Raw genomic sequence first — 25,634 nt, 5'->3', positions numbered from 1 at the left:
CTCTCTCAGTGGAACCACAAATTAAGGGGAAACGCATTCCGGATCGACGGCGGAAATTGCATCACCAAACCTATCACCAGTATCCAGACAAGTGTGATCGGAATGAACACTTTCCAGCCCAGGCGCATAATCTGATCATAGCGGTAGCGAGGAAACGTGGCGCGGAACCAGAGAAAACAAAACAATAAAGATCCTATTTTCAATAGGAGCCATATGAAGCCGGGAATCAGCGTAAATGGCGCAATATTGACCGGCGGCAGCCAGCCACCCAAAAATATGATAGTGGCAAGGGTGGCCACCAGAATCATATTGGAGTATTCCGCCAGAAAAAATACCGTGAAAGCCATGCCGGAATACTCGACATGGAACCCGGCTACAATTTCAGACTCACCCTCGGCCACATCGAAAGGTGCACGATTGGTTTCCGCGACACCGGAAATAAAATACACCAGAAACATGGGAAACAAGGGAATGAAGTACCAATTAAGTAAACTGCCACCCTGCTGACCCATGACGATGTCCCCGAGATTCAGGCTCTGCGACATCATCAGCACACAGACCAATGCAAAACCCATTGCCAGCTCATACGATACTACCTGCGCCGCGGAGCGCATCGCGCCGAGGAACGCATATTTGGAGTTGGATGCCCAACCCGCAATGATAACTCCATAAACGCCCATGGAAGTCATGGCCAAAATATAAAGCAACCCTGCATTGATGTCCGCCAACACCACTTCCGGAGAAAATGGCACTACCGCCCAGGCTGCCAATGCAGGCGCGAATGTCAACACCGGCGCGAGCACAAACAGAACCTTGTTTGCACCGCTGGGAATGATGATTTCTTTCATCACCGCCTTAACCGCGTCAGCAATGGGCTGTGCCCAGCCGCCCAGCCAGGGAATGCCAAAGAATGTCACCCGGTTGGGGCCAACACGCATCTGCATGAAGGCGATAATCTTGCGCTCGGCGAAAGTAAGGTAAGCGACGGCGAGCATCAATGGCAGCACGATGGCGAAAATCAACAGCACGTCCTTCGCCACGACGTACAAGGCTGGGCCCCACTCCGGACCGAAAAAATTCCCGAATAATTGTTGTGCGTATTCCATCAAATTACCCTGATTTCTTCCATCACAATTTTTCCACCGCGATTTCGCCGAACATGCCGCCTAACGCTGCAGTCAGAGGATGAGCGGAAGCTAAACGCACGCAATTGGCAGGCAATTTATCGTCCCGGGCTGCAGGCAGATCGAGCTCGCCTTCTCCCTGTCTCAGTCTGATATTGTCTCCGTCCTGTATGCCAAGCCTGCCCATGAGATCACCCGGCATCCATGCCACCGGTGCGGCTGCGTCGCGCGTGCGCTGCAGCGACTCGGCACGCCGCACGATGGGATCAGCCTGGTATATCGGTACCTCTCCGATACGCTGTATTCCGCTGCCGGTCGATTCGCCTGACGACTCAATGTCATTCAGGGAAAAACTCTTCAGATGATTATCCAAACAAGCGCTGACGTCGCTTGAGCCAAGCAGGATCTCCGCACGCACTTGCTCGGGCGTTTCATAATCAAAACCATCGACCTCCAGCATATTGCCCAACACCCGCAAGATCTTCCAGGCTGGACGCGTTTCCCCGAGCGGCGCCACAACGCCATTAAAGCTTTGCACCCGGCCCTCGATATTGATGAACGTACCCGACGTTTCAGTGAACGGCGCGCCGGGAAGCAATACATCGGCATACTTCCCCTGAAGGATGGCATGGCTTTTGTATGCGGTTATCATCACAACCAGCTCCGCTGCTTCCAGCGTTTTCACGGCTTGCCGAGGGTCGTAGCTATCCAGCTCCGGTTCCAGGTTCATCAGGATATAAGCCCGGCACGGTTCGGCCTTGATGGCTGCAGGACCGCCAACGCTCATCCCCAGCATTTGCGAAGCATTCAGGTTTCCCATTCCCGATTGAGTGCCAACGGACCCTGCCGGCGCATCACTGGCCGGAATTGCGCCGGCAATATAAGCGCCGACACTGTTGGCGGCCTCGCCTAATACACCGAATCGCGCGTCGGTAATTTGCGCGAGATGCTGTGCCAGCGTATGAATATCCGTATATTGCGGATGATGTTGAGCCAAGTTGCCGAGGAATATTGCCGCGGGCTTGTTATTGATGAGGCTTGTAGCCATCGCACGCGCGGTATCGCTGACGCTGATTGCCGCCAGCGCATTTTCTACCTCGGCAGGAATTTTCTCTCCGGTCGACTCGGCGGCGGCTTTCAGGACCTGCGCCAGCATCGCCGCCATTGCAGCGGGCGCGACGATAGCGCGATTCGCTATGCTGGTAAATAGATCATCGTCCACCGGATTGATCAAGTTCAATTGCGCGCCCTGCTTTACCGACTGGCGCAAACGCTGCGCGAGCAACGGGTGATCCTTACGCAGGGTGCTGCCAATAATAAGCGCTGACTTCAGCTGGGAAACTTCCGCGATGCTCATCCCGAGCCAGGGAATCCCCTGCGAACGATCCGCACGAAAGTCGGATTGGCGCAGACGGTGATCCACATTCCCGCTGCCCAGTCTTCTAGCCAACTTCTGAAGCAGGTAGAGTTCCTCCAGCGTGCTGTGAGGAGAGCCCAGCGCACCGATACTCTGCGCTCCATATTTTTCTTTTACAGCTTTCAACCCATTGGCCGCGAATTCAAGCGCGGTTTGCCAGTCGCATTCCTGCCAATGGTCGCCACGCCTTATCATTGGTTTGCGTAGACGCTCTTCCGAGTTTAATCCCTCGTAGGAGAAACGATCTTTATCCGATAGCCAACACTCGTTGATTGCCTCATTTTCGCGCGGCAATACCCGCATCACACGGTTCTGTTTCACCTGGATCACCAGGTTGGAGCCGAGGCCGCAGTGCGGACTCACGGATTTCCTGCGGGATAACTCCCAGGTGCGTGCTGAATAGCGGAATGGCTTACTGACCAGTGCCCCTACCGGGCAAAGATCGATCATGTTGCCCGACAACTCCGAGTCCACCGTGCTTCCCACAAACGACAGGATCTCGGCGTGTTCGCCGCGGCCGGCCATGCCCAACTCCATGATGCCTGCAATTTCCTGACCGAAGCGTACGCAACGGGTGCAATGGATACAGCGGGTCATATCGGTGGAAATCAGCGGACCCAGATTTTTATTCGCCACTACCCGCTTGGCCTCCGTGTAGCGTGACGAACTCGCGCCATAGCCCACCGCTAGGTCTTGCAATTGGCATTCACCGCCCTGGTCGCAAATGGGACAATCCAGCGGATGATTGATGAGCAGGAACTCCATCACGCCTTTTTGCGCTGTCACCGCCTGTCCGGAGTGGGTTGAAACCTTCATGCCTTCCATCGCAGGGGTCGCACAGGCGGGCAAGGGCTTGGGCGCTTTCTCCACTTGCACCAGGCACATGCGGCAATTGGCGGCAATGGAAAGCTTCTTGTGGTAGCAGAAATGAGGAATGTATATACCCAGCTGATTGGCGCCGTCCATGACGGTGCCATTCTTGGGTACGGATACCGGTTTACCGTCGATTTCGAAATTGATCATGGGATAAATACTCCGCTCGGCTTAACGAGTAGACGCAGAAAGATGAGCTCATCGCCTTCATCCATGCCATTCCCCAACCGTGCTATACCAGACATTTCTTGTGCTCGATATGGTAGGCAAACTCGTCGCGAAAATGCTGAATCATGGCTCGCACCGGCATGGCAGCGGCATCACCCAATGCGCAAATGGTGCGTCCCTGGATATTATCGGCAACATTATTGAGCAGATCGAGATCCTCCATCCGCCCTTTGCCGGTTTCGATACGATGCACAACACGATAGAGCCAGCCAGTGCCTTCCCGGCAAGGTGTGCATTGGCCGCAGGATTCTTCAAAATAGAAGTATGACAGCCGCTCCAGCGCCTTCACCATGCAGGTCGTGTCATCCATAATGATGACCGCACCCGAGCCCAGCATGGACCCTGCCTTGGCAATGGAGTCATAATCCATGTCCGTCTGCATCATGATATCGCCCGGCAACACCGGCATGGATGAGCCACCGGGAATACAACCCTTCAGCTTCCGCCCGCCCCGCATGCCGCCCGCCATCTCCAGCAATGTTGCGAATGGCGTACCCATAGGCACCTCGTAATTGCCCGGCTTGTTGACATGGCCGGAAACGGAGAAAATCTTGGTGCCGCCGTTGTTGGGCTTACCCAGCTGTAAAAACTTTTCACCCCCGTTGCGAATGATCCAGGGCACCGAGGCAAATGTCTCGGTGTTGTTGATGGTGGTGGGCTTGCCATAGAGGCCGAAGCTTGCGGGAAATGGCGGCTTGAAGCGCGGCTGGCCTTTCTTGCCCTCCAAAGACTCCAGCAGCGCCGTTTCCTCGCCGCAGATATAGGCGCCGTAACCATGATGGTTATATAACTGGAAACTGAAATCGGAACCGAGAATATTATTCCCCAGCAATCCTGCCTCTCGCGCTTCATCCACCGCCTCTTCCATGCGCTCGTAGGTGTCCCATATTTCGCCATGGATATAGTTGTAACCGGTCTTGATGCCCATCGCATAGGCACCGATCATCATGCCTTCGATCAGGATGTGCGGGTTGTGACGCATGATGTCGCGGTCCTTGAAGGTGCCCGGTTCACCTTCATCCGAATTGCACACCAGGTACTTGTCGCCCTCGTACTGCTTGGGCATGAAGCTCCATTTCAATCCGGTCGGAAAACCCGCACCGCCGCGGCCGCGCAAGGCCGATTTCTTGACTTCCTCGATGACTTTTTCAGGCGGTATCTTTTCGTTCAGAATTTTTCTCAGCGCGGCATAACCCTCGCGCTGCTCATAGCTCCGGAGCCGCCAGTTGTCAGGATCGGATGGATTCACCCCGGCCAGCAGTATCTGCGTAGTCTGGGTCATTTGCTCAACTCCTCCAGCAATTGATCGATCATATCGTCGGACATGAAACTGCACATGCGTTTGTTATTGACCAGCAGTACGGGCGCATCCCCGCACGCCCCCATACATTCGCCTTCTTTCAGCGTGAATTTTCCGTCGATACTCGTTTCATTGAAACCAATGCCCAGTTTTTTCTGGATATGCGCTACCGCTTCATTGGCACCGGACAGAGCGCAAGGAAGATTCGTGCAAATGGTGATCTTGCATTTTCCCAGCGGCTGCAAATTGTACATGTTGTAAAACGTCGCCACTTCATATACCGCAATCGGCGGCATTCCAAGATAACGGGCGACAAAATCCATCGTTTCAGTAGCAAGCCACCCTTTCTCATCCTGGGCGATGGCAAGCGCCGACATCACCGCCGATTGTTTTTGATCGGGGGGATACTTGGTAAGCTCGTGGTCGATTTTTTTTATGGACTCGGCGCTTAACATCTTGATAACTGTTTAACTGTCTGTGATGTCATCTGTCTATTTCACCAAACACAATGTCCTGCGTCCCGATGATGGCTACAACGTCGGCGATCATATGCTCGCGCGCCATTTCATCCAGCGCTGCAAGATGGGCAAAGCCGGGTGCGCGGATTTTCAGGCGATAAGGCATATTGGCGCCATCCGAAACCAGATAAATACCGAATTCGCCTTTAGGATGTTCAATCGCCGCGTAGGTTTCGCCCGGCGGCACGTGGAAGCCCTCGGTAAAAAGCTTGAAATGATGGATCAATTCTTCCATATTCTGTTTCATTTCAACGCGGGCGGGCGGCGCAACCTTATGGTTATCGGTTATTACCGGGCCCGGGTTCTTGCGCAGCCAATCGACACATTGCTTGATGATGCGGTTGGACTGGCGGAATTCCTCGATTCTGACCAGGTAGCGATCATAGCAATCGCCGTTGACCCCTACCGGTATGTCAAAATCCATGCGGTCATAAACTTCATACGGCTGTTTTTTCCGCAAATCCCATTCCACACCGGAACCCCGCAGCATCGGACCGGTAAAGCCCAACGCTTTGGCACGCTCCGGCGAGACTACACCAATTCCAACGAGTCGCTGTTTCCAGATCCGGTTGTCGGTAAGCAAAGTTTCATACTCATCCACATAGGTAGGAAACCGATTGGTAAAGTCTTCGATAAAATCCAGCAACGAACCGCTACGATTTTCATTGAGCACCCTGGTGCTTTTTTCGTCATGGATTTTCGATGCCTTGTACTGCGCCATGGATTCCGGAAGATCTCGATAGACGCCACCGGGACGGTAATAAGCCGCGTGCAGTCTGGCCCCCGAAACTGCCTCGTAACAATCCATCAGGTCTTCCCGGTCGCGGAAAGCATAGAGAAACACCGTCATCGCACCCACGTCCAGCGCATGGGCGCCCAGCCATAAAAGATGGTTGAGTATTCGGGTAATTTCATCAAACATCACGCGAATATATTGCGCACGCACGGGCACCTCGAGCTGAAGCAGTTTCTCGATAGCCATTACATAGGCGTGTTCATTGCACATCATGGAGACGTAATCCAGCCGATCCATATACGGCACCGATTGAATATAAGTCTTGTACTCAGCCAGCTTTTCGGTCGCGCGATGAAGAAGCCCGATGTGCGGATCCGCCCGTTGAACGACTTCGCCGTCCAGCTCCAGCACCAGGCGCAGCACGCCATGCGCCGCAGGGTGCTGGGGGCCGAAGTTCATGGTGTAGTTACGTATCTCAGCCATGCTTCACTCGCTCTCTCCGTAATGCTCTTCGCGGATGACTCGCGGGACTATCTGGCGCGGCTCTATGCTGACGGGCTGATAGATCACGCGTTGCTGGTCGGGATCGTAACGCATCTCGACATTTCCGCTCAGGGGAAAATCCTTGCGAAACGGACTGCCGATAAAACCGTAGTCGGTGAGAATACGCCGCAAATCCGGATGACCCGTGAAAACGATGCCGTACAGATCGAATGCCTCACGCTCAAACCAGTTTACCGATGGCCATATATTTATTACCGAATCCAATACCGGAAATTCATCGTCATCGGCGAATATCCTGATCCTCAATCTGTGGTTATGCCTGATGGAAAGCAAGTGATAGATGGCAGCAAACCGTTTATTCATTCGGTCGCTTGTGGAGCCAAATTCCGCACCATAGGTTGAATAATCCATGCCACATAGATCAATGAGCATTTCAAAATCCAGCTCGGGATGATCGCGCAGCGTTTCCATCGTCCACAACAAATCCGCTTGACGCACCGAAATGGTGAGCTCGCCTAATCGCTCGCTGGCGCTGACAAGTTTATCGGCCAACACATCCTTAAGGCGAAAAGAGAGCGTTTCCAAACGAGAGGACGACATATATGACTCAGCGCGCGATGGTATTGGTGCGGTGTATCTTATTCTGCAACTGAATAATGCCGTAGAGCAGAGCTTCCGCTGTCGGTGGGCAACCGGGAACATAAATATCGACCGGCACAATCCGGTCGCAACCGCGAACGACGGAGTAGGAGTAATGATAATAACCACCGCCGTTGGCGCAGGAACCCATGGAGATTACCCAGCGTGGTTCCGCCATCTGGTCGTACACTTTACGCAGCGCGGGCGCCATTTTATTGCACAACGTGCCCGCAACGATCATTACGTCCGATTGACGGGGGCTTGGGCGGAATACGATACCGAACCGGTCAAGATCGTAACGTGAGGCCCCGGCCTGCATCATTTCCACCGCACAGCATGCAAGGCCGAAAGTCATCGGCCACATCGATCCGGTACGTCCCCAATTGATAACCGAATCCAGGCTTGTGGTAACAAAACCCTTTTCCATCGCACCGTTGTTAGCGCTCATCATCTAATCCCACTCCAACGCACCTTTGTTCCATTCGTAAATAAAGCCAACAACAAGAATGCCGAGAAAAACCATCATTGCGATAAAGCCGAATAGACCAATCTCATTCAATACCACCGCCCATGGAAACAGGAATGCGATCTCCAGATCGAACAGGATGAACAGGATGGCCACGAGATAATAACGCACGTCGAATTTCATGCGTGCATCTTCAAAGGCTTCGAAGCCACATTCATAGGGAGACAGTTTCTCGCTGTCCGGACGATTGGGTGCAAATAACCAGCCAAGCGTCATCGCCAGAATGCCGACAACAAGGCCAATCAGAATAAATAGCAGAATGGGAAAGTAATTTTCAAGCATGTGTAATCAAAAGTTAGGACCGAAACAGGTAGCCTTCATATGCCTGACCTGATTCTCAGCCTTATTACATCAGATGGTGCCGACGGCGAGACTCGAACTCGCACAGCTTTCGCCACCGCCCCCTCAAGACGGCGTGTCTACCAATTTCACCACGTCGGCAGCCTGCTTGAGTTCTAATCTAAAGCCTAACCTGATTAGAACCCAATTTCAGCCAATTGTTCAATTAGCTCATCATTAAAATTATTCCGGGATTTCGATCGCTTTGGATGGTACCCCTTCATCCAAAGACTTTACCGGAGCCTCCTCCGCTGGCTTGACTGATTGAGCCGGGATCGCTTTATCCATGACTCCACCCGTTTCGGTCTTGTGGCTGGAAAGATAGGTAAGCCCGAGGCTGGTAATAAAAAAAACCGCTGCCAACACGCCGGTTGTCCTGCTGAGAAAATTTGCTGAACCGCTGGCGCCAAACAAACTTCCTGATGAGCCGCTGCCAAACGCAGCACCCATATCGGCACCCTTACCGTGTTGCAGCAGAACCAGCACGATTACGCTGACAGCCGACAAGAGGTGCAGTATCCAGATGATTGTTTCCAAAACCTACTCCAAAATGAGTTAATTTTTTGCCGCGTCGCAGATGGCGATGAATTCGTCGGCAACAAGCGATGCGCCGCCGATCAACCCACCATCGATGTCGGGCATGGCGAATAGCTCAGCGGCATTATTCGCCTTTGCGCTACCGCCATAAAGAATCTGTAGACCAACGGCCACTTCGGAATTATTGGCGGCAATTCTACCGCGAATAAACGCATGTACTTCCTGGGCCTGCGCCGGCGTAGCCGTTTTACCTGTACCGATGGCCCATACCGGCTCATAAGCCAGTACCGACTTGGCAAGCGCATCAATACCCACCAATTCGATTATTGCATCCAGTTGCTCCGCCACGACTTGCTCGGTAATGGCAGCTTCACGCTGATCTAGGGTTTCGCCAACGCATAAAACGGGTGTCAAGCCAACCGACTGAGCCGCCCGAAACTTGAGTGCCACGGTATGGTTATCCTCACCATACAAGGCTCGCCGTTCCGAGTGACCCACGATTACGTAGCGGCAGCCAAAATCCATCAGCATAGCCGCTGAAACTTCACCTGTGTAAGCGCCCTTGTCATATTGGCTCACATTCTGGGCGCCCCAGCGAACATGCGTAGCCTGCAACATCGATTGTGCCTGCGACAGATAAGGATAAGGCACACACACGGCCAAACTGGTCCCGTTCATCCCTTCTGTTCCAGCAATCACCGCGTTCAGCAAATCCCGGTTCTGCACCGTCCCACCATGCATTTTCCAGTTACCCACAACCAATATTGAACGCATAGCCATAGGAACCCGCCTTTGAACTGGAAAGCTGCGAATGTTACCCGTGAATGCATACGGGGTCAATCACGAGGCGAACAATATCACAGGGTACAAAAGCAAGAAATTTGCGAAAACGGCACGGAGAGGCAGAAAGAATAAAATGAGGGCGCACCATGGCGGTTGTTCATAGGTGCGCGAGGCCGCAGTTATCGGTCATACGGCAAAAGCGACTGATAGACCCATTCCCGATCTATCCGAAACGTCCTGTAATGTAATCTTCCGTCTGCTTGTTTTTTGGTTTGATGAAAATCGTGTCAGTAACGTCGAACTCGATAAGCTCGCCCAAATACATATAAGCGGTGTAATCCGATACGCGTGCCGCCTGCTGCATATTGTGCGTTACGATAAGGATCGTAACCTTATCCTTCAGATCGGCAATGAGCTCTTCTATGTTGGCTGTGGCAATTGGGTCAAGTGCAGAAGTGGGCTCGTCGAATAGCAGGATTTCGGGATCGGTTGCAAGTGCCCGGGCAATACACAAGCGTTGCTGCTGGCCGCCCGAAAGATTGTAGGCAAGTTGATTCAAACGATCTTTTACTTCGCCCCAAAGCGCGGCGCCGCGCAACGCTTCTTCAACCTTCTCGTCCAGTATGGCACGCTGCCGGACACCTCGCACGCGCAAGCCATACGCAACATTCTCGTAGATGGATTTGGGAAACGGATTGGGTTTCTGAAATACCATGCTGATGCGCATCCGTACTTCAATCGGATCCACACTACGTGAAAGAATATTGACGTTGTCCGGATGCAGAATAATATCGCCCACATAACGATTGCCGGGGTAGAGATCGTGCATACGGTTGAAACAGCGCAGAAAGGTGGATTTACCGCATCCCGATGGGCCGATCAATGCGGTTACCTGTTTTTCATGCAGCACCATGTTAATGTTTTTAAGCGCGGAGAATGCGCCATAATAAAAACTCAGGTTTCTGACTTCAGACTTGTACCGAACAGGCGCGGCATCCAATCCAAGATGCTCGACCGCTGAATTTTCTACCATTTTAGGTTCTTACGCATACGATAGCGCAGATAGATGGCTATCGCATTCATGGCAAGGGTCATCACCACCAGTACCAGCCCCGCGGCTGCCGCATTGGCCTGAAACTCTTCTTCAGGCCGGGAGACCCAATTGAACATCTGGATGGGCATCACCGTGAACGGGGCCATCAGCCAATCGAAAGACAGAAAAGGGAATTCATCTTTAATGGGAGATGGCGGTAAAAACGCGATAAAAGTCAGCGCCCCAATAGTGATGATCGGCGCGGTTTCCCCAATTGCACGAGCCAGACCGATAATAACGCCAGTTAAAATACCGGCGGCGGAATAAGGAAGCAGATGATCAGACACAGTCTGCCATTTGGTCGCCCCGAGAGCATAAGCGCCCTCCCGGATGACCAGTGGAATAGCGCGTATGGCCTCCCGCGTCGCCACGATGACTACCGGCAAGATCAATAACGCCAACGCGAGGCCAGCTGAAAGAATGCTTTGGCCAAACCCGAATTGATGTACAAACAGACTTAATGCCAGCAGCCCGTAAATAATGGACGGAACGCCGGCGAGGTTGGTAACGTTGATTTCGATGATCTCGGTAATAATGTTTTTGGACGCATACTCTTCCAGATAAATTCCAGCGCCGATACCCATCGGCACGGCCGCCATCGCAGTCACCAGCATGACCAGAATGGTGCCGACCCAGGCGGAAAGTATACCCGCCGACCCGGGGCGGCGGGATGGGAAAGAAGTAAAAAAATCCCATGACAAACGCGGCATTCCCTCAATAAGCATATGAGCGAATAACGCCATGAATGTAAGTACCGCAATCATCAGTGCCAACACACCGACAATCATGAAAATCAAATCCCACAGCTTATGGCGTGCAATGATCGTGCGGATCTCGCTCAGATCTTTATCGTCTCTCATCCAGGGATTCCAGGAAAGAACGAAGCATGCTCATCAGAAAGCCCCGAGACTGAACAGCCGGAAAGGTAGGGAAAAGTCATTTTGTCAAATAGCAATAGGATCAGCAATCGCGCTGATTTTAATACACTTCGCGATAACGCTTACGCAGAACATGCCCGATGATATTGAACGTCAATGTCAATAGCAGCAATGTAAGACCAGCGGCAAAAATAGTTTGATAACCAATGCTGCCGTGAGGCAGGTCACCCAGGCTTACCTGTACGATGTAGGCGGTAATGGTAGCTGCGGGTTCCATTGGATTCCAGGTGAGATTGGGTTGCATGCCGGCAGCTATCGCCACCACCATCGTTTCACCCACAGCACGGGAGATACCAAGTATATAAGCAGCGGCTATGCCCGAAAACGCGGCAGGCATCACCACCCTTATCGCCGTCTGGAACTTCGTGGCCCCCATCGCGTAGGAGCCTTCCCGCAAATGCATGGGCACGGAACGCATGGCATCTTCAGCCATGGAGCTTACATAGGGGATAATCATGATGCCCATCACCAATCCGGCGGAAAGAAGACTGAAACCAGGCAAATCCGGGAAAATCTTCTGTAGCAGGGGTGTTACGAATAGTAATGCGAAATAACCATACACGACCGTTGGAACACCGCCCAGCAACTCGAGAAATGGCTTGGCAACTTCACGCACGGCAAAAGGCGCAAATTCGGAAAGATATATGGCGGTGATAGTGCCCAGGGGAATGGCAACCAGGAGCGCCACGCCGGAACTTACCACAGTACCGGATATGAGCGGGAGAATGCCGTAATGTGCATCATCAAACAGTGGCGTCCATTGGGTATCGGTCAGAAATTCCCAAAGCGGGACGTGTTCAAAAAATACAAATGATTCCTTTACCAGCATCACCACGATGGCAACGGTAATCGCAACCGAAACAAATGCCATCAGAAACAGTAGCGCTTCAATAAAACGCTCGCCCAGATGACGGCGATAGCTATACCCGAGTCTTTTGGGGTGGGTGATTTCGTCAGGAGGGTGTGCTGTCGCAGGCAACTGCATTTTAAAAGGGGCGGTCCTTGGGCAGGGCTACATGTTACGATGGGTATATTACAGTTTCGTGACACATCGGAACAGTGCCAGAAGGAGTCGGCAATCCTTTCCACCATTTCAACTTGAAGCCGGTAGTAGATTGACCGCTCATTTTTCAGCTGTTTGTCAGCTCATTTGTCACTGAGCGTTATCACCATCCAGCCCGGAAATCCAATCGGGCTCTTTCATCGAATTCTGTCTGGGAAACCGGCACTATTGCTTGATGCAAGTAAAACCGCCGCTCCCTCGCGCGGACGCGGGAAACAGCGGTTCGGGTGAATGGATGAGGTGTGTCAGATGCTGTAGCGGTAGCCGGAGTGATCCGGCTCACTCCTCCTCATCCTCCTCGTCATCATCCTTCTTTTCGGGTTTGAGGACCAGTTTGCCCTGTTTCTTGCTCTCGTTCAAGTCGGTCTCGGGGGCCTCCTTGTGCACCAGGTTCTGATGGCAGTCGATGCAGGTCGCCCCTTCCGTCTCCATCTTCTTGTGTGCAGCCTTGGCGTCAGCACCGGGCGGTTGCGGATTCTTGTGGCATTCACGACAGGTGCGGCTGTCCCACTTCTTCAGGTTCATGCGCGCATCGTGCGCCATAATCAGCCGGCGCTCGTTGAACTTCTCCAGAGTGGAGTAATCCTCGGCAAACTCCATGTACAGCTCGCGCGCCCCATCCACCACGTGGGTGGCCACTGCCAGGTGGAAGTTCTTGAAGCCCTGCGGGATATGGCAATCCTTGCAGCCGGGGTTGGCCCCCAGCGCACCATAGTGCGAGGAGGTCTTGAGCTCCTCCGCGGGATAACTCATGGAATGGCAACTGGTGCAGAATTCGGTGGTGGAGACGGCGGCCTCGCCGCCGAATACCACCGCCACCATCACGATCCCCAGTACGGCACCTGTGAGCAGGGTGCCGCCTGCTTTCATTCCCGCCATCAGTCCTCCGAACCTTTCACACCCACCTTGGCCTTGGCCTGGAAGTCGTCATGGTACTTGAACTTCGGCTCTCCAGTGAAGGTGCCGTCCAGCTTGTAGTGCTCATGCATGGCCTTGGTGTCCTTGACGTACTTGTCAAAGTCGAAGGTGTACTTCTTGTCCACCGCGGGGGTGAAGGGAGTGTAGGGCTTCTTGGCGCCCTTCCACGGGCTGCCTTCGTAGTTCAGGTGGCAGGCGTTGCAGCTTTCTTCAAAGCTGAAGTCCTGTCCGGCATCGGCCAGGGTCTGGCGCGGAGCGGTCTTCTTCGATTTTTCATAAGCAGCACCAGCCTTGCGGTGGGTGCCGCGATACTTGGAGCCGGGACCATGGCACGATTCGCAACCGACGCCGGTGGTGAACTTGCTCGGGTCTTCGACGGTGTAGCCGCCTTCCTTGCCCCAGCCGTCGACGTGACAGCCTACGCAGTCTTTGTCCTTGGTGTAGTCCTTGGTCGGGTCGAGCTTGGCTTTCTTCTTGGCCTCGGCCTTGGTGTTGGGCTTCAGGGAGTCCATGGCCTTGGCGTGCGCGGTGTCGCCCCACGATTCGGCCTGGCTCTTGTGACAGGAACTGCACTTCTTGCGGCCTTCATACGATTGCGCGGTAGCACTGCCTGCAACTACCGCCAGCATGGCGGCTGCGGCGAGGACTAATGTCATGCGATGGCTCATGGTTTCTCCTTTTTTTCTGGCGAGACAAAATTATCCGGGTGTTATTAAAACCTTTTTTTATCCTGAATCCGACGCTTGCAGCGTGCCCCTGAAAGCGAAGCTCACGGGAAACGTAAAATCCTTTGTATTATAACGCTTAAGCGACAAATGCGCGGTCTACTACCGGATTCCGGATTTTGCCCATACTGTATCTCCGGTTTCTGTAAACGGGTAGCACCAGTACCATGACTCTTTCTGGTACCACTGGTACCGCCAGCCCGCCGCAGGCGGGTGGGCCGGGGCGGTGGTCTGATGGAGCTGGCGGGTCTGGGGTCTGCTCGGTGGGTCTGTCGCTGTGTCTGCGTTATATCGCCGGAATCAGGTGCCTTCCGGGAGGTCGGCGCCGCTTGCGCTTGCGCTGTCGCCGGGGGCGGGGATCTTGTAGACCCAGTAGCCGCCTTGCTGGTAGATGAGCTGGAGGGCTTGCAGTTCCAGGGGCTGGGATTCGGTGAAGGGCAGCATCTGGGCGATGAGGCTCTCGCTGTTGGGCCCTTTGTGCAGGAAGTAGGCACGCACCATTTTGTCGGAGATGGATTGCAGGGTGTAGGTGTCGAACTGGTTGCTCTGCATCCAGGTCTTGAGGTAGCCGATCAGGCCGTGCATGTTGCCTTCCATGGGGAAGTTCTTGTAGGTGACGTCAAACTGTTTGGGACGCATGAGCCCCAGTTTGTAGAGGTCGTTGACGTGGATGGCGATGTAGGCTTCGCGGTTGCCGGCCAGTTCGCGCAGCAGGGCGGCGCCGGTCTCGGGCGGGGCCAGGAGGGCGTCGGCGAAGCGCTGGAAGGTGGCGCGTTCCTGCTCGCCGGCGGGCGCGCCCCAGAATTCGTTCTCGTAGCGTTTGATGGCGTCGGTGCGCTCAAGCCACGGGGTGGGGACGATCAGGGGTTCGCCGATGCGGGTGGTGAACAGGGTGTCGCGTCCGGCCAGGAGGTTGACCTGGCGCGAGGTGTCCCACCAGGCGAGGATGAGTGCGTCTTTGGGCGCATGCTTGGCGATGGCCACCGACAGGGCGGCAAGTTCGCTGAGTTTGTTGTCGACGGTGACGAGCAGTTCGCTGGTGTGGTTTTCCCAGTCGAGCCGCACGGGGGGCTCGGTGCCCAGCCTTGCGGTGTGGGTGAGTGCCAGGGGCTGGTCGACGCCTTCGGCATAGACTTCATATTGGGCCAGCTTGAGGGCGGGGTCGATGCCTGCCGGCAGGCCCAGTTGCGGAAACTGGTCGATGCCGCCTTCGGTGACGAGTTGGTAGCGATAGGGGGCGGGGCCGGGGTTGAACCAGAGCCAGCCAAACCAGAGGAGTAAAAGAATTCCTCCCGCCACCAGAAGGATGCCCAGTGAGGGGAGGAGTTTGGTGTTGCGCCGCGCCACGGGGGCGCGGGTTGAAGTTGAGGTGCTCAAATGTTAGCGTTCGCTTTTTTCACGGCGGCGCCAGCCAGCTAAGGCTAAGGTGCCGGCCAGGAGCATGCCGCCGCCCAAGCCGCCCAGGGAGAGCTTGTCATCGGTGCTCTGGATGTCAAGCAGGCTGGAGCGTCGACTGGATTCCATCTTGGCGACCCGTGCCTGCAAGGCGGCCATTTCGCGAATCTTGGTGTTTTCGTCCATGACTTCGACGTAGTCGCGGTTCATGGGTCCCCAGCCTTCGGTGTAGGTCCAGCCGCCCGGGTTGACGTGGGCCAGGCCTACGTGCAGTTTGGGCAGGTTGTTCTCGCCCATTTCCAGGACTTTGAGCTCGATGGCGGCAGGGTTGTTGTCCTTGGACCAGTAGAGCTGGGTGAAGCCGGCAAACATTTCTTTGTCGGGTGCCATGGGGGCGGGACGGTTGGTCTTCTGGCCGGTGAGCAGGCCATCCTTGTAGAGTTTCTCGGCTACGCCGTGGGCTTCCTTGAATTTGGCCAGGCCATGCAGGGTGCCTTTGTCCATGAATTCGAGGTAGGAGCGGGCGAAGCGTTCGGAGTGGCACTGGGTGCAGGTCTTGACCCAGGAGTCAAGCCGCTCTTCGGACCATTCGCTGGTGATGTTCTCGGCTATGCCGGGAACGGCGGGGTAGTTGGCCCAGCGTATCTTCCGTACGACGTTGTGGGCGTATTTGCCTTCATACTCGAAGTGGCAGCCGGCACAGGTGGGGGCGGTCTGCCCGCCTTTGGCGTAGGCGTCCTTCAGGGGGACTTCCCAGTTCCATTTGTCACCCATGAGGGACACGATCTTGCCGTGCTTGCTCATGGAGTAGGCTTCCCAGTTGTTGTGGTCTACGCCGCTGTGGCAGGTGGCGCACGCTTCGGGCTGACGCGATTCGGCCGCGGAGAATTCGTGCCGGGTGTGGCACATGTCGCATTTGTTCTGGTTGGTGTGGCACATGCTGCAGCCTTCGGCGATTTCGCGCTGGGGCATGGCGGCAAATACGGCAACTTCGACGTTGGCTTTCCAGTCAAGGGCGTGCGAGGGGCGTCCCTGCGGCCATTGTTTGTTGGGCCAGATGAGGGTGTCGCGCTCGGATTCGCGTTCGGCAAATTCCTGCAGGTGGCAGGTGCCGCAGACGTCTGCGGTGGGCATGCGCAGGTCTTTCATGTGGTCGGCTTTGCCTTTGGCGTTGATGTCGACGTGGCAGTCGATGCAACCAACTTCCTTGAGCTTTTCGTTGGCGCCGAGCCGGTTCATGGAGCGAAGGTTCTTCTCGACGTCTTCCAGTTTGGCTTTCTTGTAGTAAATGGGGTCGTCAGGCTTTAAGTTGCGGATCTTGTCCAGGTTGGCGTGGGTGCTCTTTTTCCAGGCGTTGACCCAGACCGGCGATTCGTCGGTGTGGCATTTGACGCATTCGTCGCGCGCTGCCACTTCTTTCATGGAGGTGGGCGGTTTGTAGAAGGAGGCAGGGTCAAAGTACATGCTCATGGGAATCGGTTCCCAGTATTTGGCCAGGGTGCCACGGCCCGCACCTTGTGCCGGGTCTTTGTAGCGCTTGACCAGCGCCTGGTGCAATTCTTTCGGTGAGGCCGATTGCTGCAGGTTCAGCGCTTTGTACGTTTCTTTGGGGACGCTGGGAAAGTCCGCGTAGGCAGACGCCGCCAATAAGGCGCCGCATGCGAGCGTGACCAGCCTCAGCCAAGGCTTGACAACCATTTTTCTCTCCTTACTCCGTGTTGATTTGTTGTGTCCGATATCCAGACTCGAAACCTAAATCGCTAAGCAATCAGGGCCTCTCCCTAGTCCGATATCTGTCTTTTCTGTAAATCCCCCAGGACTATCCCCAAGGCCTCCCTAAAACACCGCGTAGCCTAAACGTACAACTACTTCGTGTCAAGAAAATTGAGGGTAGTGTAGCGAACAAATAAATTGTCCGCGCCGGTACAAATGATCTGTCCGGGCCTGCCATTCCAAAAAAAGCGTAGAAAAATAGATGAGGTGGCTGCGGAAGGTATGCAATACAAAGTTGAAAAAAACACAGGAGAAAAAAATGCGGATTCAGAAGAAACGCTCAAGACCCAAATATTATTTCGTCGCAAGCCAGAATACGACACCGGCCAGCACGCCAACCAATGAAATACATGCGATCAGCAGGATCTTTACCCGGACCCGAAAAACTTCGATAGCCTCAACGACAAGTGCATTCTGTTCAGCAAGTGATTTGATCAACTCAGCGGACGCTCTCTGTTCATTGCTCAATTCAATGATTTTTGCCTCTAACAGACGAACCCGTTTATCCAGCTTATCCGGATTAACCAATCCGTCGCCGACTGGCGAGCTTGATGCGTCCGCAAAACCGCTCGAGTCGGACTTTGCCGCGGAAAAAACCTGTTTCGCCGCTTTGACAATATGAGGTGCGGATTCCAGCACGCTTCCCCATGGAATGATTTTTAACGCCGTTATCCAGATTGCCATTTTTAAACCTCGCTCTCAATCACATCTGGCAAAACCATGATCCGCGTAGAAGTTACATAGAACTTACATTCTGGACAATACCGCTGCAACGGTTTCACCAATGGCAGAAGGTGTCGGACAGATCGTGACACCAAGATCCCTCAGCATAGCAACCTTTTCCGCCGCACTTTCGCCCGGAGACGAAATAATCGCGCCGGCATGCCCCATGCGACGACCTTCCGGTGCGGTTAAGCCTGCGATATAGGCAATTACCGGCTTGCTCATATGATCTCTGGCAAAAATACCGGCTTGAACTTCCTGCGGCCCTCCGATTTCGCCAATCATGACGACTATTTCCGTTTCAGGATCTTCTTCGAACTTTTCCAGGATATCACGATGGGAACTGCCTATGATCGGATCCCCGCCAATACCTACCGAAGTGGATATGCCGATACCCAGAATCCTCATCTGGTCTGCTGCTTCATAACCCAGCGTTCCAGAGCGGCCAATAATCCCGACATTTCCTTTCTTATAGATGTGCCCCGGCATAATCCCCAGCATTGCCCGGCCTGGGCTGATCGTGCCGGCACAATTAGGGCCTGTGAGCACCATTCTATCTTTGATAGAAAAACGTCGCAAAAAGTTCTTGACGGTCATCATATCCTGTGTGGGAATCCCGTCAGTAATGGCCGCACAATATCTGATACCGGCATCCGCCGCTTCCATGATCGAGTCCGCTGCAAACGCGGGCGGCACAAATACGATAGTGGCGTCTGCTTCGACTTGTTCCACAGCTTCTTTTACCGTATTGAAGACGGGCAGACCCAGGTGTTGCTGTCCGCCCTTGCCGGGGGTTACGCCTCCCACCACGTTTGAACCGTAGTTAATCATATCCTGCGCATGAAAAGTACCGGTTTTACCAGTGAAACCCTGGATTATGATGCGCGTGTTTTCGTCAATTAAAATAGCCATTTACATTCCTTTGCATTCTTCTGCAACTACCTCATTACGGGCCTGGACAACTTTATCCGCCGCTTCCGCCAACGTTTTTGCCGTGATAATGGGAAGACCGCTTTCAGCAATGATGCGTTGACCTTCTTCAACATTTGTGCCTGATAAACGTACAACCAGCGGGACTTTAATACCGATATTGTTCACGGCATGCACGACGCCTTCCGCGATCCAGTCACAACGGTTGATCCCGGCAAATATATTGACCAATATTGCCTTAACTCCTTTATCGGCCAATACCAGACGAAACGCCTTTTCTGTACGCTCAGCAGATGCGCCACCGCCAACGTCAAGAAAATTTGCCGGATCTCCGCCAGCCAGTTGAATCATATCCATGGTGGCCATAGCCAGACCGGCGCCGTTAATCACGCAACCGATGTCGCCATCCAGGCCGATATAACTCAGTCCTTGATCGCCAGCCGCCATTTCCCGTGGGTCCCCCTGAGTTTTATCGCGCAACTCAGCAACTTCATGACGTCGAAACAAGGCATTGTCATCAAAACTCATTTTTGCATCCAATGCGATGAGTTCGCCGCTGCCCGTAACAACCAGGGGGTTGATTTCCAGCATATTCGCATCGAGGTCGCGTAACGCGCGATAGCAACCCTTTATCGTTTTGACAGCATGGGTTAATTGCGTAGCTTCCAACCCTAGCGCAAAAGCCATCTCCCGCGCTTGAAAATCCAGGAGACCGACAGAGGGTTCAATGTAAACTTTTTTTATGGCATCAGGATCTGTTTCAGCCAACTCCTCGATTTCCATTCCGCCTCGGGCAGAACCTATCATGACGACCCGCTCCGAACTCCGGTCGATCAAAAAGCAAAGATAGATTTCTTTGGCAATTTGCGTCCCTGCTTCAACGTAAACCCTTGAGCAAATTTTACCCATTGGCCCGGTTTGATGCGTTATCAAATATTTTCCCAATAATTCTTCCGCAGCCGCTTTAACTTCATCATGCGTCTTGCAGATCTTGATACCGCCGGCTTTACCGCGCGCTCCTGAATGAATCTGTGCTTTTACTACCCAAACATTTCCGTCAATTTCTCTAGCCCGCTGTACACTTTCATCGGGGCTGTAAGCCAGACCGCCTTCCGCGATCTTGACGCCATATTTCGTCAGAATCTCTTTCGCCTGATACTCGTGTATATCCAAGATGCATCACCTTATTTTATTATCAAATAGTCTTATCCGGTTATCTCATGAGGCTGTTCAGCAGAACAGGCCACGTCAATCAATGAGAACCATGCCCGTCCTAACGGGTCCCGGTGCGGAATTGATCGTTTTGAAGGCAGGAACCCTCAGCCGAAGCAGATTCGGGCTTCACAGGCGCCAGCCTCACTACGCTCCGTCAAGATGGACAAAGATGGCTGGAAACCTGCCATGCACAGATAGGGCTCCGGTGCAGCTAACTGTTTCAATAGAAATGGCTTCCTGCAATTCCATAACCCATTCCGACAAGTCAACAACCAACAAAGAAAAGGCCGCTAATCGCGGCCTCGAAAAGTGCATTACACGCCTTTGGCGCGCATTGCCTCTGCCATTCTGACCACGTTGTTGGCCATTCTTGCCGAAGCGGCATCGATGAGCCGCCCATCCAATGCGGCTGCGCCTTTACCTTGAGCGGCCGCCTCTTTCAAGGCAACCAGGATACGTTGTGCTTTTTCGATTTCCGCGGCAGGCGGCGTAAATACATCGTTGGCGAGCGCGACTTGAGACGGATGGATAGCCCATTTACCTTCACAGCCTAATGCCGCGGCTCTTCTCGCCGCCAATTTGAAGCCATCCGGATCTTTAATATCGCCAAACGGGCCGTCGATAGGGCGCAATCCGAAGGCACGGCACGCAACGGTCATGCGACTGATGGCGGCATGCCATTGATCACCCGGATAGTCCGGATTGAGCCCTCCAATATTTGTTGTTCTGGCGCGATTACTGGCAGCATAATCAGCTACCCCGAAATGCAGCGCTTCAAGGCGGCCCGCCGCTCCGTTTCGGGCAATGTCTTCTACGTTTGCCATTCCTAAAGCGGTTTCGATCAACGCTTCAATACCAATTCTGTTTTTTAGCCCTTGTTGCATTTCCAGCTGGTTCAGCATGGCTTCAACCATATAAACATCAGAATAAACCCCCACCTTCGGAATTAATATGGTATCCACCTTGTCGCCTGCTTTCTCGACCAGATCAACCACGTCACGCACCATGAATTGCGTGTCCAGGCCATTTATGCGCACAGAGACGGTAATGCCATGCGCTTTCCAGTCCAGATCATTGAGCGCTTCGATAATATTTTTACGCGCAGTCAGCTTGTCGTCGGGAGCAACTGCGTCTTCAAGATCGAGGAAGATGAAATCTGCACCACTTTTCAACGCCTTCTCAAACATGCCCGGGTTTGAACCGGGAACAGCCAATTCACAGCGCTGGATGCGCAAAACGGATGCTTCATATAATGTATGACTCATTAATCTTCCTGATCGAATTTAATTGATTTGGAGGCGTAGTTGGGAGAGGACTACGGATTTTCAATGTTCAGCCCTGGTTGAACCAATGCAACCTGGGCCCCATTTTGTTATTTATTGATAACTCGCCATTCTACTTTTGAAGACGGTAATGTCAATTTACTTTTGGTGATGGAGGAAATCATTGGCTGGAGTCGAGGCAAGCCGTAGATCGATCAGCGTTAATTCGGTCGTAGTTTTTATTACGGATTAAATACATTATGAATAAGATCGAGTTTTGGCCCTATTGCTTCTGATATCTTGATACGGCGCGGTTATGCTCTGCCAAATCATTGGAGAAGTGCGATTCCCCCTTCCCTTTGGCGACAAAATAGAGCGCATTGGTCCGGGCGGGATTGAGTGCAGCTTGAATGGAGGCGAGCCCCGGCAAAGCAATGGGCGTCGGCGGCAAGCCGCGGCGCGTATAAGTATTGTATTCCTGATCAGTTAAAAGGTCTTTTTTTCGGAGATTGCCATCAAACTTGTCACCAAGACCGTAAATAACGGTGGGATCAGTTTGTAATAACATGTTTAATCGCAACCGGTTGAGGAAGACAGCAGCTACCAGGACGCGGTCGCTTTCCTTTCCGGTTTCTTTTTCGACGATTGAAGCCAGAATCAAAGCCTGATAGGGGCTTGCCAGCGGAAGATCTGCCGCGCGCTCAGCCCATGCGGTGGCGACATGGTTCTGCATCACATGATAGGCACGTTTTAATATTGCCACGTCACTGCTGCCGCGTGCAAAAAAATAGGTATCGGGAAAAAACAATCCTTCTGCGGCGGTTTCGGTTGCACCGATCAGTTGCAGGATTTCGCCGCTGGTCAAACCAGCAGTGTCGTGCCGAAGCGCCGGGTGCTCATCCAGCGTCTGCCTGAGCTGGGAAAAAGTCCAGCCTTCTATGAATCTGATCTCGGTCTGATTGATGTCACCGTTGGTGATGCGTTCAAGCAATTGCAGCGGCGAGATACTTGCACTAATCTCATAATCACCCGCCTTGACCGATGACGCAGCCCCCATTACCCGCGATAGCAGGACAAAGGACCACATATCCGGCAAAATGCCAGCGTCGGCTAATTGCTTTGCGACACTTTTTAAACTGCTGCCCGGCTTGATGGAAAATTCGTAAGGAACCGTGGGGGGCTGAACCGGAACATTAAGTTGGTAAGCGAGCCATCCAGCGAACAGCAAGACCCCGGCAAAGGCAAGAAAGATCAAGCGTTTTAGCGTACGCAAAAGAACCTCTGAATAAATCTGTGAAGCGCTCGGTTGGCAGCTCGACTGGCAAAATCAGGATGATCACAATGCGTGAAGGGTCAGCCACAAGTATGGCGTAGTGGATGAACTATTTTACCGCAACTCGAAGATATGTGGCTGGCGGACGGCGTTGCCAGTTTGAGGCCGAAGAAAGCTCCTTGGCGCTGCACGAGATATCCCTAAGCAAGATAGGGAGTTCGTGTTTCCCCCGGAATGGCACGTCCCTCGAAAGGCATTACCCCGCCTGCACGATCCGGCTCACTTTTATAGTGAGCCTTCGTTTATCGTTACCTTAACCGAAAATCAGGTTTTACGGAAAACAAGTGTGCCATTTGTGCCGCCAAAGCCAAACGAGTTTGACATGGCAGCGTTAATTTCCATTTTCCGAGCAGTATTGGGAACGTAATCCAGATCGCATTGGGGATCCTGATCAAAAATATTGATAGTGGGCGGAGCCACTTGATGATATAAGGCCAGGGCGCTGAATATGGCTTCAATCCCGCCAGCAGCCCCGAGCAGGTGCCCAGTCATCGATTTTGTAGAGTTCACTACAAGCTTTTTCGCGTGTTCGCCAAAGCAGCGCTTCACCGCGACAGTCTCCGCTATATCTCCCAACGGCGTCGAGGTGCCGTGCGCGTTGATATAGTCCACTTCAGTGGAATTCATCCCCGCATTTCTGAGCGCATTATTCATACAGCGCGCAGCACCTTCTCCATCTTCCGAAGGTGCTGTCATATGATAAGCATCCGCGCTCATGCCAAAGCCGGCTAGCTCAGCGTAAATTTTCGCGCCGCGACGTTTGGCATGCTCCAGTTCTTCCAGAACCAGAATCCCGGCGCCTTCCCCCAGGACAAAGCCGTCCCGACCCATGTCCCATGGCCGACTGGCGGTAACAGGATCATCGTTGCGGGTCGACAGCGCCCGCGCCGAGGCAAAACCGCCAATGGCAAGTGGCGTTACACATGACTCGGCACCGCCTGCCACCATCACATCCACATCTCCATACTCGATCAACCGGGCTGAGTCGCCGATGCAGTGGGTAGCGGTGGTACAGGCAGTGACAATCGCGAGATTCGGTCCCTTGAAGCCAAACTTAATGGACAAGTTACCCGCAATCATATTAATGATGGTGCTGGGTATGAAAAATGGTGATATCTTGCGCGGACCGCCAGCGTGAAAAACATCATGCGTGGCCTCGATCATCGGCAAACCGCCGATGCCGGAGCCAATATTGACGCCAACGCGCTCGGCATCAAGAGAGGTATTGGCTATATCGTCAATACCTGCGTCCCGGACCGCCTGGATGGCTGCCGCCATACCGTAGTGGATGAAGATATCCATACGACGCGCATCTTTGGCGGAAAGATATTCCGTAACGTCAAAATCCTTTACTTCTCCGGCTATCTGAGAGGCAAATGCGGAAGCATCAAAACGAGTAATTCGTGTAATGCCGGATTTTCCAGCGAGAACGTTAGTCCACGCATCTGAAACGGTGTTACCGACAGGCGAAATCATGCCCAGTCCGGTGATAACTACCCTACGCTTGGACAAGGTGGCTCCGATATGGGATGTGCTTGAAGCAAAAATTAATTGCTGTGGGAATTGATGTAGTCGATAGCCTGCTGAACAGTGTTGATTTTCTCTGCCTGTTCATCAGGGATTTCGCATTCGAATTCTTCTTCCAGTGCCATGACCAGCTCTACGGTGTCAAGCGAATCGGCACCCAGGTCATCCACAAAAGAAGATTCACTCTTGACGTCGGCCTCATTCACTCCTAACTGCTCGGCCACTATTTTTTTTATACGCTGCTCTACATTTTCCATCTAGATACCTCTTCCGGTAAGAAAAACGCCGTCATTCTAGCAAGTTTTTGGTATTAATAAAATCTGAACGCTTTGAAGCTCAAAAGTAATCAACCTGACCCATAAAGGGGTTTTCCCGGCAATTTACTGGTTGAATGGCAAAAAAATTGAGGATGCACTATTAATCCATATACATTCCGCCATTCACATGAAGTGTTGCGCCGGTAATATACGCTGCACCCGGCGACGCAATAAAAGCGACTGCCGAGGCGATCTCTTCCGGACGCCCCAATCTGCCCAGAGGGACTTGCTGGAGCAGAAGTTGCTGCTGTTTTTCGGTGAGAGAACGTGTCATGTCAGTCTCTATGAAACCAGGTGCAATACAATTGACAGTGATGTTGCGGCTACCCACTTCACGCGCTAAAGATTTGCTGAAGCCGGCTATGCCGGCTTTGGCAGCGGCATAATTAGCCTGACCCATATTGCCGGTAGAGCCTACCACCGAGGAGATATTGATTATGCGCCCATAACGGGCCTTCATCATGGCTCTCAGCACTGCGCGGCTCAAACGGAATACTGATTTGAGATCAGTTTCCATGATTTCATCCCATTCCTCATCTTTCATTCGAAGAAGCAAATTATCGCGGGTAACGCCGGCATTATTCACCAGGATTGCGATATCGCCAAATTCCTCTTGTACGGCTTTAAGAACGCTCTCAATCTGAACAGCATCGTTTACGTTCAATGTCATGCCGACACCCTTGAAGCCCGCTTCCTTGAGGTAGCCGCTAATGATTTGGGCGCCACCCTCGGTAGTGGCAGTGCCTATCAGGGTGGCATTTTGCCTGGCCAGCTCAAGCGCAATGGCCCGACCGATACCGCGGCTGGCGCCGGTTACGAACGCGATCTGATTTTGCAGCATTATTCTCCAGTACACCCAGTCAAGATCAACAAGGATAAGCTCTGCGCTATAAAAGCC

At 53.2% G+C, this 25,634-nt stretch carries 25 protein-coding genes and 1 tRNA gene; all 26 read right to left on the bottom strand.

Annotation, left to right across the window (positions count from 1 at the left end; translation table 11 throughout):
- Window positions 1–5: 5 nt before the first annotated feature.
- Window positions 6–1,106 carry an NADH-quinone oxidoreductase subunit NuoH gene (nuoH, locus tag KJS40_RS05335; protein WP_213539349.1) on the bottom strand — a complete coding sequence of 367 codons (1,101 nt, stop codon included), beginning with the start codon at window positions 1,104–1,106 and terminating at the stop codon, window positions 6–8.
- A gap of 22 nt (window positions 1,107–1,128) precedes the next feature.
- A complete protein-coding gene (gene nuoG, locus KJS40_RS05330; RefSeq protein ID WP_213539348.1) occupies window positions 1,129–3,564 on the bottom strand; it encodes an NADH-quinone oxidoreductase subunit NuoG in 2,436 nt (811 codons plus the stop codon).
- A gap of 82 nt (window positions 3,565–3,646) precedes the next feature.
- Entirely contained in the window at window positions 3,647–4,924 is a 1,278-nt protein-coding gene (gene nuoF / locus KJS40_RS05325; RefSeq protein ID WP_213539347.1) for an NADH-quinone oxidoreductase subunit NuoF, read from the bottom strand.
- The gene (gene nuoE, locus KJS40_RS05320; protein ID WP_213539346.1) at window positions 4,921–5,397 is read right to left on the bottom strand and encodes an NADH-quinone oxidoreductase subunit NuoE; all 477 of its coding nucleotides are present in this window, start codon (window positions 5,395–5,397) and stop codon (window positions 4,921–4,923) included. Before nuoE ends, nuoF begins: the two co-directional genes overlap by 4 nt.
- 28 nt (window positions 5,398–5,425) lie before the next feature.
- A complete protein-coding gene (locus KJS40_RS05315) occupies window positions 5,426–6,679 on the bottom strand; it encodes an NADH-quinone oxidoreductase subunit D (protein WP_025042024.1) in 1,254 nt (417 codons plus the stop codon).
- A gap of 3 nt (window positions 6,680–6,682) precedes the next feature.
- Window positions 6,683–7,300: an NADH-quinone oxidoreductase subunit C gene (locus KJS40_RS05310; RefSeq protein ID WP_213539345.1), complete on the bottom strand. Its 618-nt coding sequence runs from the start codon at window positions 7,298–7,300 to the stop codon at window positions 6,683–6,685.
- 7 nt (window positions 7,301–7,307) lie between these two features.
- Entirely contained in the window at window positions 7,308–7,790 is a 483-nt protein-coding gene (locus KJS40_RS05305; RefSeq protein WP_348529549.1) for an NADH-quinone oxidoreductase subunit B family protein, read from the bottom strand.
- Window positions 7,791–8,147 carry an NADH-quinone oxidoreductase subunit A gene (locus KJS40_RS05300; protein ID WP_025042027.1) on the bottom strand — a complete coding sequence of 119 codons (357 nt, stop codon included), beginning with the start codon at window positions 8,145–8,147 and terminating at the stop codon, window positions 7,791–7,793. It lies immediately after the preceding gene.
- 74 nt (window positions 8,148–8,221) lie between these two features.
- A tRNA-Leu gene (locus tag KJS40_RS05295) sits at window positions 8,222–8,306 on the bottom strand.
- A gap of 81 nt (window positions 8,307–8,387) precedes the next feature.
- Complete coding sequence (secG, locus tag KJS40_RS05290) at window positions 8,388–8,741, bottom strand: preprotein translocase subunit SecG (RefSeq protein WP_213539344.1); 354 nt, start codon at window positions 8,739–8,741, stop codon at window positions 8,388–8,390.
- An 18-nt stretch (window positions 8,742–8,759) separates the two neighbouring features.
- Window positions 8,760–9,515, bottom strand: coding sequence for a triose-phosphate isomerase (tpiA, locus tag KJS40_RS05285; protein WP_213539725.1), 756 nt, complete (start codon window positions 9,513–9,515; stop codon window positions 8,760–8,762).
- 232 nt (window positions 9,516–9,747) lie between these two features.
- Window positions 9,748–10,557: a phosphate ABC transporter ATP-binding protein PstB gene (gene pstB / locus KJS40_RS05280; protein ID WP_025042030.1), complete on the bottom strand. Its 810-nt coding sequence runs from the start codon at window positions 10,555–10,557 to the stop codon at window positions 9,748–9,750.
- Window positions 10,551–11,477, bottom strand: a complete 927-nt coding sequence (gene pstA, locus KJS40_RS05275) for a phosphate ABC transporter permease PstA (RefSeq protein WP_213539343.1) — start codon at window positions 11,475–11,477, stop codon at window positions 10,551–10,553. Before pstA ends, pstB begins: the two co-directional genes overlap by 7 nt.
- A 118-nt stretch (window positions 11,478–11,595) precedes the next feature.
- Entirely contained in the window at window positions 11,596–12,540 is a 945-nt protein-coding gene (pstC, locus tag KJS40_RS05270) for a phosphate ABC transporter permease subunit PstC (RefSeq protein WP_213539342.1), read from the bottom strand.
- Between the two features lie 357 nt (window positions 12,541–12,897).
- Window positions 12,898–13,497 carry a NapC/NirT family cytochrome c gene (locus KJS40_RS05265; RefSeq protein ID WP_053111332.1) on the bottom strand — a complete coding sequence of 200 codons (600 nt, stop codon included), beginning with the start codon at window positions 13,495–13,497 and terminating at the stop codon, window positions 12,898–12,900.
- A complete protein-coding gene (gene cycA, locus KJS40_RS05260) occupies window positions 13,497–14,204 on the bottom strand; it encodes a cytochrome c-550 CycA (RefSeq protein WP_213538460.1) in 708 nt (235 codons plus the stop codon). Before cycA ends, KJS40_RS05265 begins: the two co-directional genes overlap by 1 nt.
- Before the next feature lie 357 nt (window positions 14,205–14,561).
- Entirely contained in the window at window positions 14,562–15,608 is a 1,047-nt protein-coding gene (gene haoB, locus KJS40_RS05255) for a hydroxylamine oxidation protein HaoB (protein ID WP_244859619.1), read from the bottom strand.
- Between the two features lie 33 nt (window positions 15,609–15,641).
- Entirely contained in the window at window positions 15,642–17,354 is a 1,713-nt protein-coding gene (locus KJS40_RS05250; RefSeq protein ID WP_213538462.1) for a multiheme c-type cytochrome, read from the bottom strand.
- A gap of 369 nt (window positions 17,355–17,723) precedes the next feature.
- Entirely contained in the window at window positions 17,724–18,113 is a 390-nt protein-coding gene (locus KJS40_RS05245; RefSeq protein ID WP_213539341.1) for a hypothetical protein, read from the bottom strand.
- A 63-nt stretch (window positions 18,114–18,176) separates the two neighbouring features.
- Window positions 18,177–19,064 carry a succinate--CoA ligase subunit alpha gene (sucD, locus tag KJS40_RS05240; RefSeq protein WP_213539340.1) on the bottom strand — a complete coding sequence of 296 codons (888 nt, stop codon included), beginning with the start codon at window positions 19,062–19,064 and terminating at the stop codon, window positions 18,177–18,179.
- On the bottom strand, window positions 19,065–20,255 hold the full coding sequence (locus KJS40_RS05235; RefSeq protein WP_025040561.1) for a malate--CoA ligase subunit beta: 1,191 nt from the start codon (window positions 20,253–20,255) through the stop codon (window positions 19,065–19,067).
- Window positions 20,256–20,611: 356 nt separating this feature from the next.
- Window positions 20,612–21,562 carry a CoA ester lyase gene (locus tag KJS40_RS05230; protein WP_213539339.1) on the bottom strand — a complete coding sequence of 317 codons (951 nt, stop codon included), beginning with the start codon at window positions 21,560–21,562 and terminating at the stop codon, window positions 20,612–20,614.
- A gap of 280 nt (window positions 21,563–21,842) precedes the next feature.
- Window positions 21,843–22,832 carry an endolytic transglycosylase MltG gene (gene mltG / locus KJS40_RS05225; RefSeq protein ID WP_213539338.1) on the bottom strand — a complete coding sequence of 330 codons (990 nt, stop codon included), beginning with the start codon at window positions 22,830–22,832 and terminating at the stop codon, window positions 21,843–21,845.
- 324 nt (window positions 22,833–23,156) lie between these two features.
- Complete coding sequence (gene fabF, locus KJS40_RS05220) at window positions 23,157–24,404, bottom strand: beta-ketoacyl-ACP synthase II (protein WP_213539337.1); 1,248 nt, start codon at window positions 24,402–24,404, stop codon at window positions 23,157–23,159.
- Between the two features lie 35 nt (window positions 24,405–24,439).
- A complete protein-coding gene (gene acpP, locus KJS40_RS05215) occupies window positions 24,440–24,676 on the bottom strand; it encodes an acyl carrier protein (protein ID WP_011380423.1) in 237 nt (78 codons plus the stop codon).
- Between the two features lie 160 nt (window positions 24,677–24,836).
- Window positions 24,837–25,577, bottom strand: a complete 741-nt coding sequence (gene fabG / locus KJS40_RS05210; protein WP_213539336.1) for a 3-oxoacyl-ACP reductase FabG — start codon at window positions 25,575–25,577, stop codon at window positions 24,837–24,839.
- Between the last annotated feature and the right edge of the window lie 57 nt (window positions 25,578–25,634).

It is taken from the genome of Nitrosospira sp. NRS527, assembly GCF_018406445.1.
Taxonomy (GTDB): Bacteria; Pseudomonadota; Gammaproteobacteria; order Burkholderiales; family Nitrosomonadaceae; genus Nitrosospira; species Nitrosospira briensis.
This window is presented reverse-complemented; position numbering and strand designations above follow the sequence as displayed.

What these genes read in the sequence shown, in the direction of transcription:
- KJS40_RS05245 (WP_213539341.1), bottom strand. Translation starts at nt 18,113, where the DNA reads ATGGCAATCTGGATAACGGCGTTAAAAATCATTCCATGGGGAAGCGTG.
- pstC (WP_213539342.1), bottom strand. Translation starts at nt 12,540, where the DNA reads ATGCAGTTGCCTGCGACAGCACACCCTCCTGACGAAATCACCCACCCC.
- acpP (WP_011380423.1), bottom strand. Translation starts at nt 24,676, where the DNA reads ATGGAAAATGTAGAGCAGCGTATAAAAAAAATAGTGGCCGAGCAGTTA.
- sucD (WP_213539340.1), bottom strand. Translation starts at nt 19,064, where the DNA reads ATGGCTATTTTAATTGACGAAAACACGCGCATCATAATCCAGGGTTTC.
- nuoE (WP_213539346.1), bottom strand. Translation starts at nt 5,397, where the DNA reads ATGTTAAGCGCCGAGTCCATAAAAAAAATCGACCACGAGCTTACCAAG.
- nuoF (WP_213539347.1), bottom strand. Translation starts at nt 4,924, where the DNA reads ATGACCCAGACTACGCAGATACTGCTGGCCGGGGTGAATCCATCCGAT.
- nuoG (WP_213539348.1), bottom strand. Translation starts at nt 3,564, where the DNA reads ATGATCAATTTCGAAATCGACGGTAAACCGGTATCCGTACCCAAGAAT.
- KJS40_RS05310 (WP_213539345.1), bottom strand. Translation starts at nt 7,300, where the DNA reads ATGTCGTCCTCTCGTTTGGAAACGCTCTCTTTTCGCCTTAAGGATGTG.
- KJS40_RS05250 (WP_213538462.1), bottom strand. Translation starts at nt 17,354, where the DNA reads ATGGTTGTCAAGCCTTGGCTGAGGCTGGTCACGCTCGCATGCGGCGCC.
- fabG (WP_213539336.1), bottom strand. Translation starts at nt 25,577, where the DNA reads ATGCTGCAAAATCAGATCGCGTTCGTAACCGGCGCCAGCCGCGGTATC.
- cycA (WP_213538460.1), bottom strand. Translation starts at nt 14,204, where the DNA reads ATGAGCCATCGCATGACATTAGTCCTCGCCGCAGCCGCCATGCTGGCG.
- pstA (WP_213539343.1), bottom strand. Translation starts at nt 11,477, where the DNA reads ATGAGAGACGATAAAGATCTGAGCGAGATCCGCACGATCATTGCACGC.
- KJS40_RS05265 (WP_053111332.1), bottom strand. Translation starts at nt 13,497, where the DNA reads ATGGCGGGAATGAAAGCAGGCGGCACCCTGCTCACAGGTGCCGTACTG.
- nuoH (WP_213539349.1), bottom strand. Translation starts at nt 1,106, where the DNA reads ATGGAATACGCACAACAATTATTCGGGAATTTTTTCGGTCCGGAGTGG.
- tpiA (WP_213539725.1), bottom strand. Translation starts at nt 9,515, where the DNA reads ATGCGTTCAATATTGGTTGTGGGTAACTGGAAAATGCATGGTGGGACG.
- KJS40_RS05230 (WP_213539339.1), bottom strand. Translation starts at nt 21,562, where the DNA reads ATGAGTCATACATTATATGAAGCATCCGTTTTGCGCATCCAGCGCTGT.
- KJS40_RS05300 (WP_025042027.1), bottom strand. Translation starts at nt 8,147, where the DNA reads ATGCTTGAAAATTACTTTCCCATTCTGCTATTTATTCTGATTGGCCTT.
- KJS40_RS05305 (WP_348529549.1), bottom strand. Translation starts at nt 7,790, where the DNA reads ATGATGAGCGCTAACAACGGTGCGATGGAAAAGGGTTTTGTTACCACA.
- KJS40_RS05315 (WP_025042024.1), bottom strand. Translation starts at nt 6,679, where the DNA reads ATGGCTGAGATACGTAACTACACCATGAACTTCGGCCCCCAGCACCCT.
- pstB (WP_025042030.1), bottom strand. Translation starts at nt 10,557, where the DNA reads ATGGTAGAAAATTCAGCGGTCGAGCATCTTGGATTGGATGCCGCGCCT.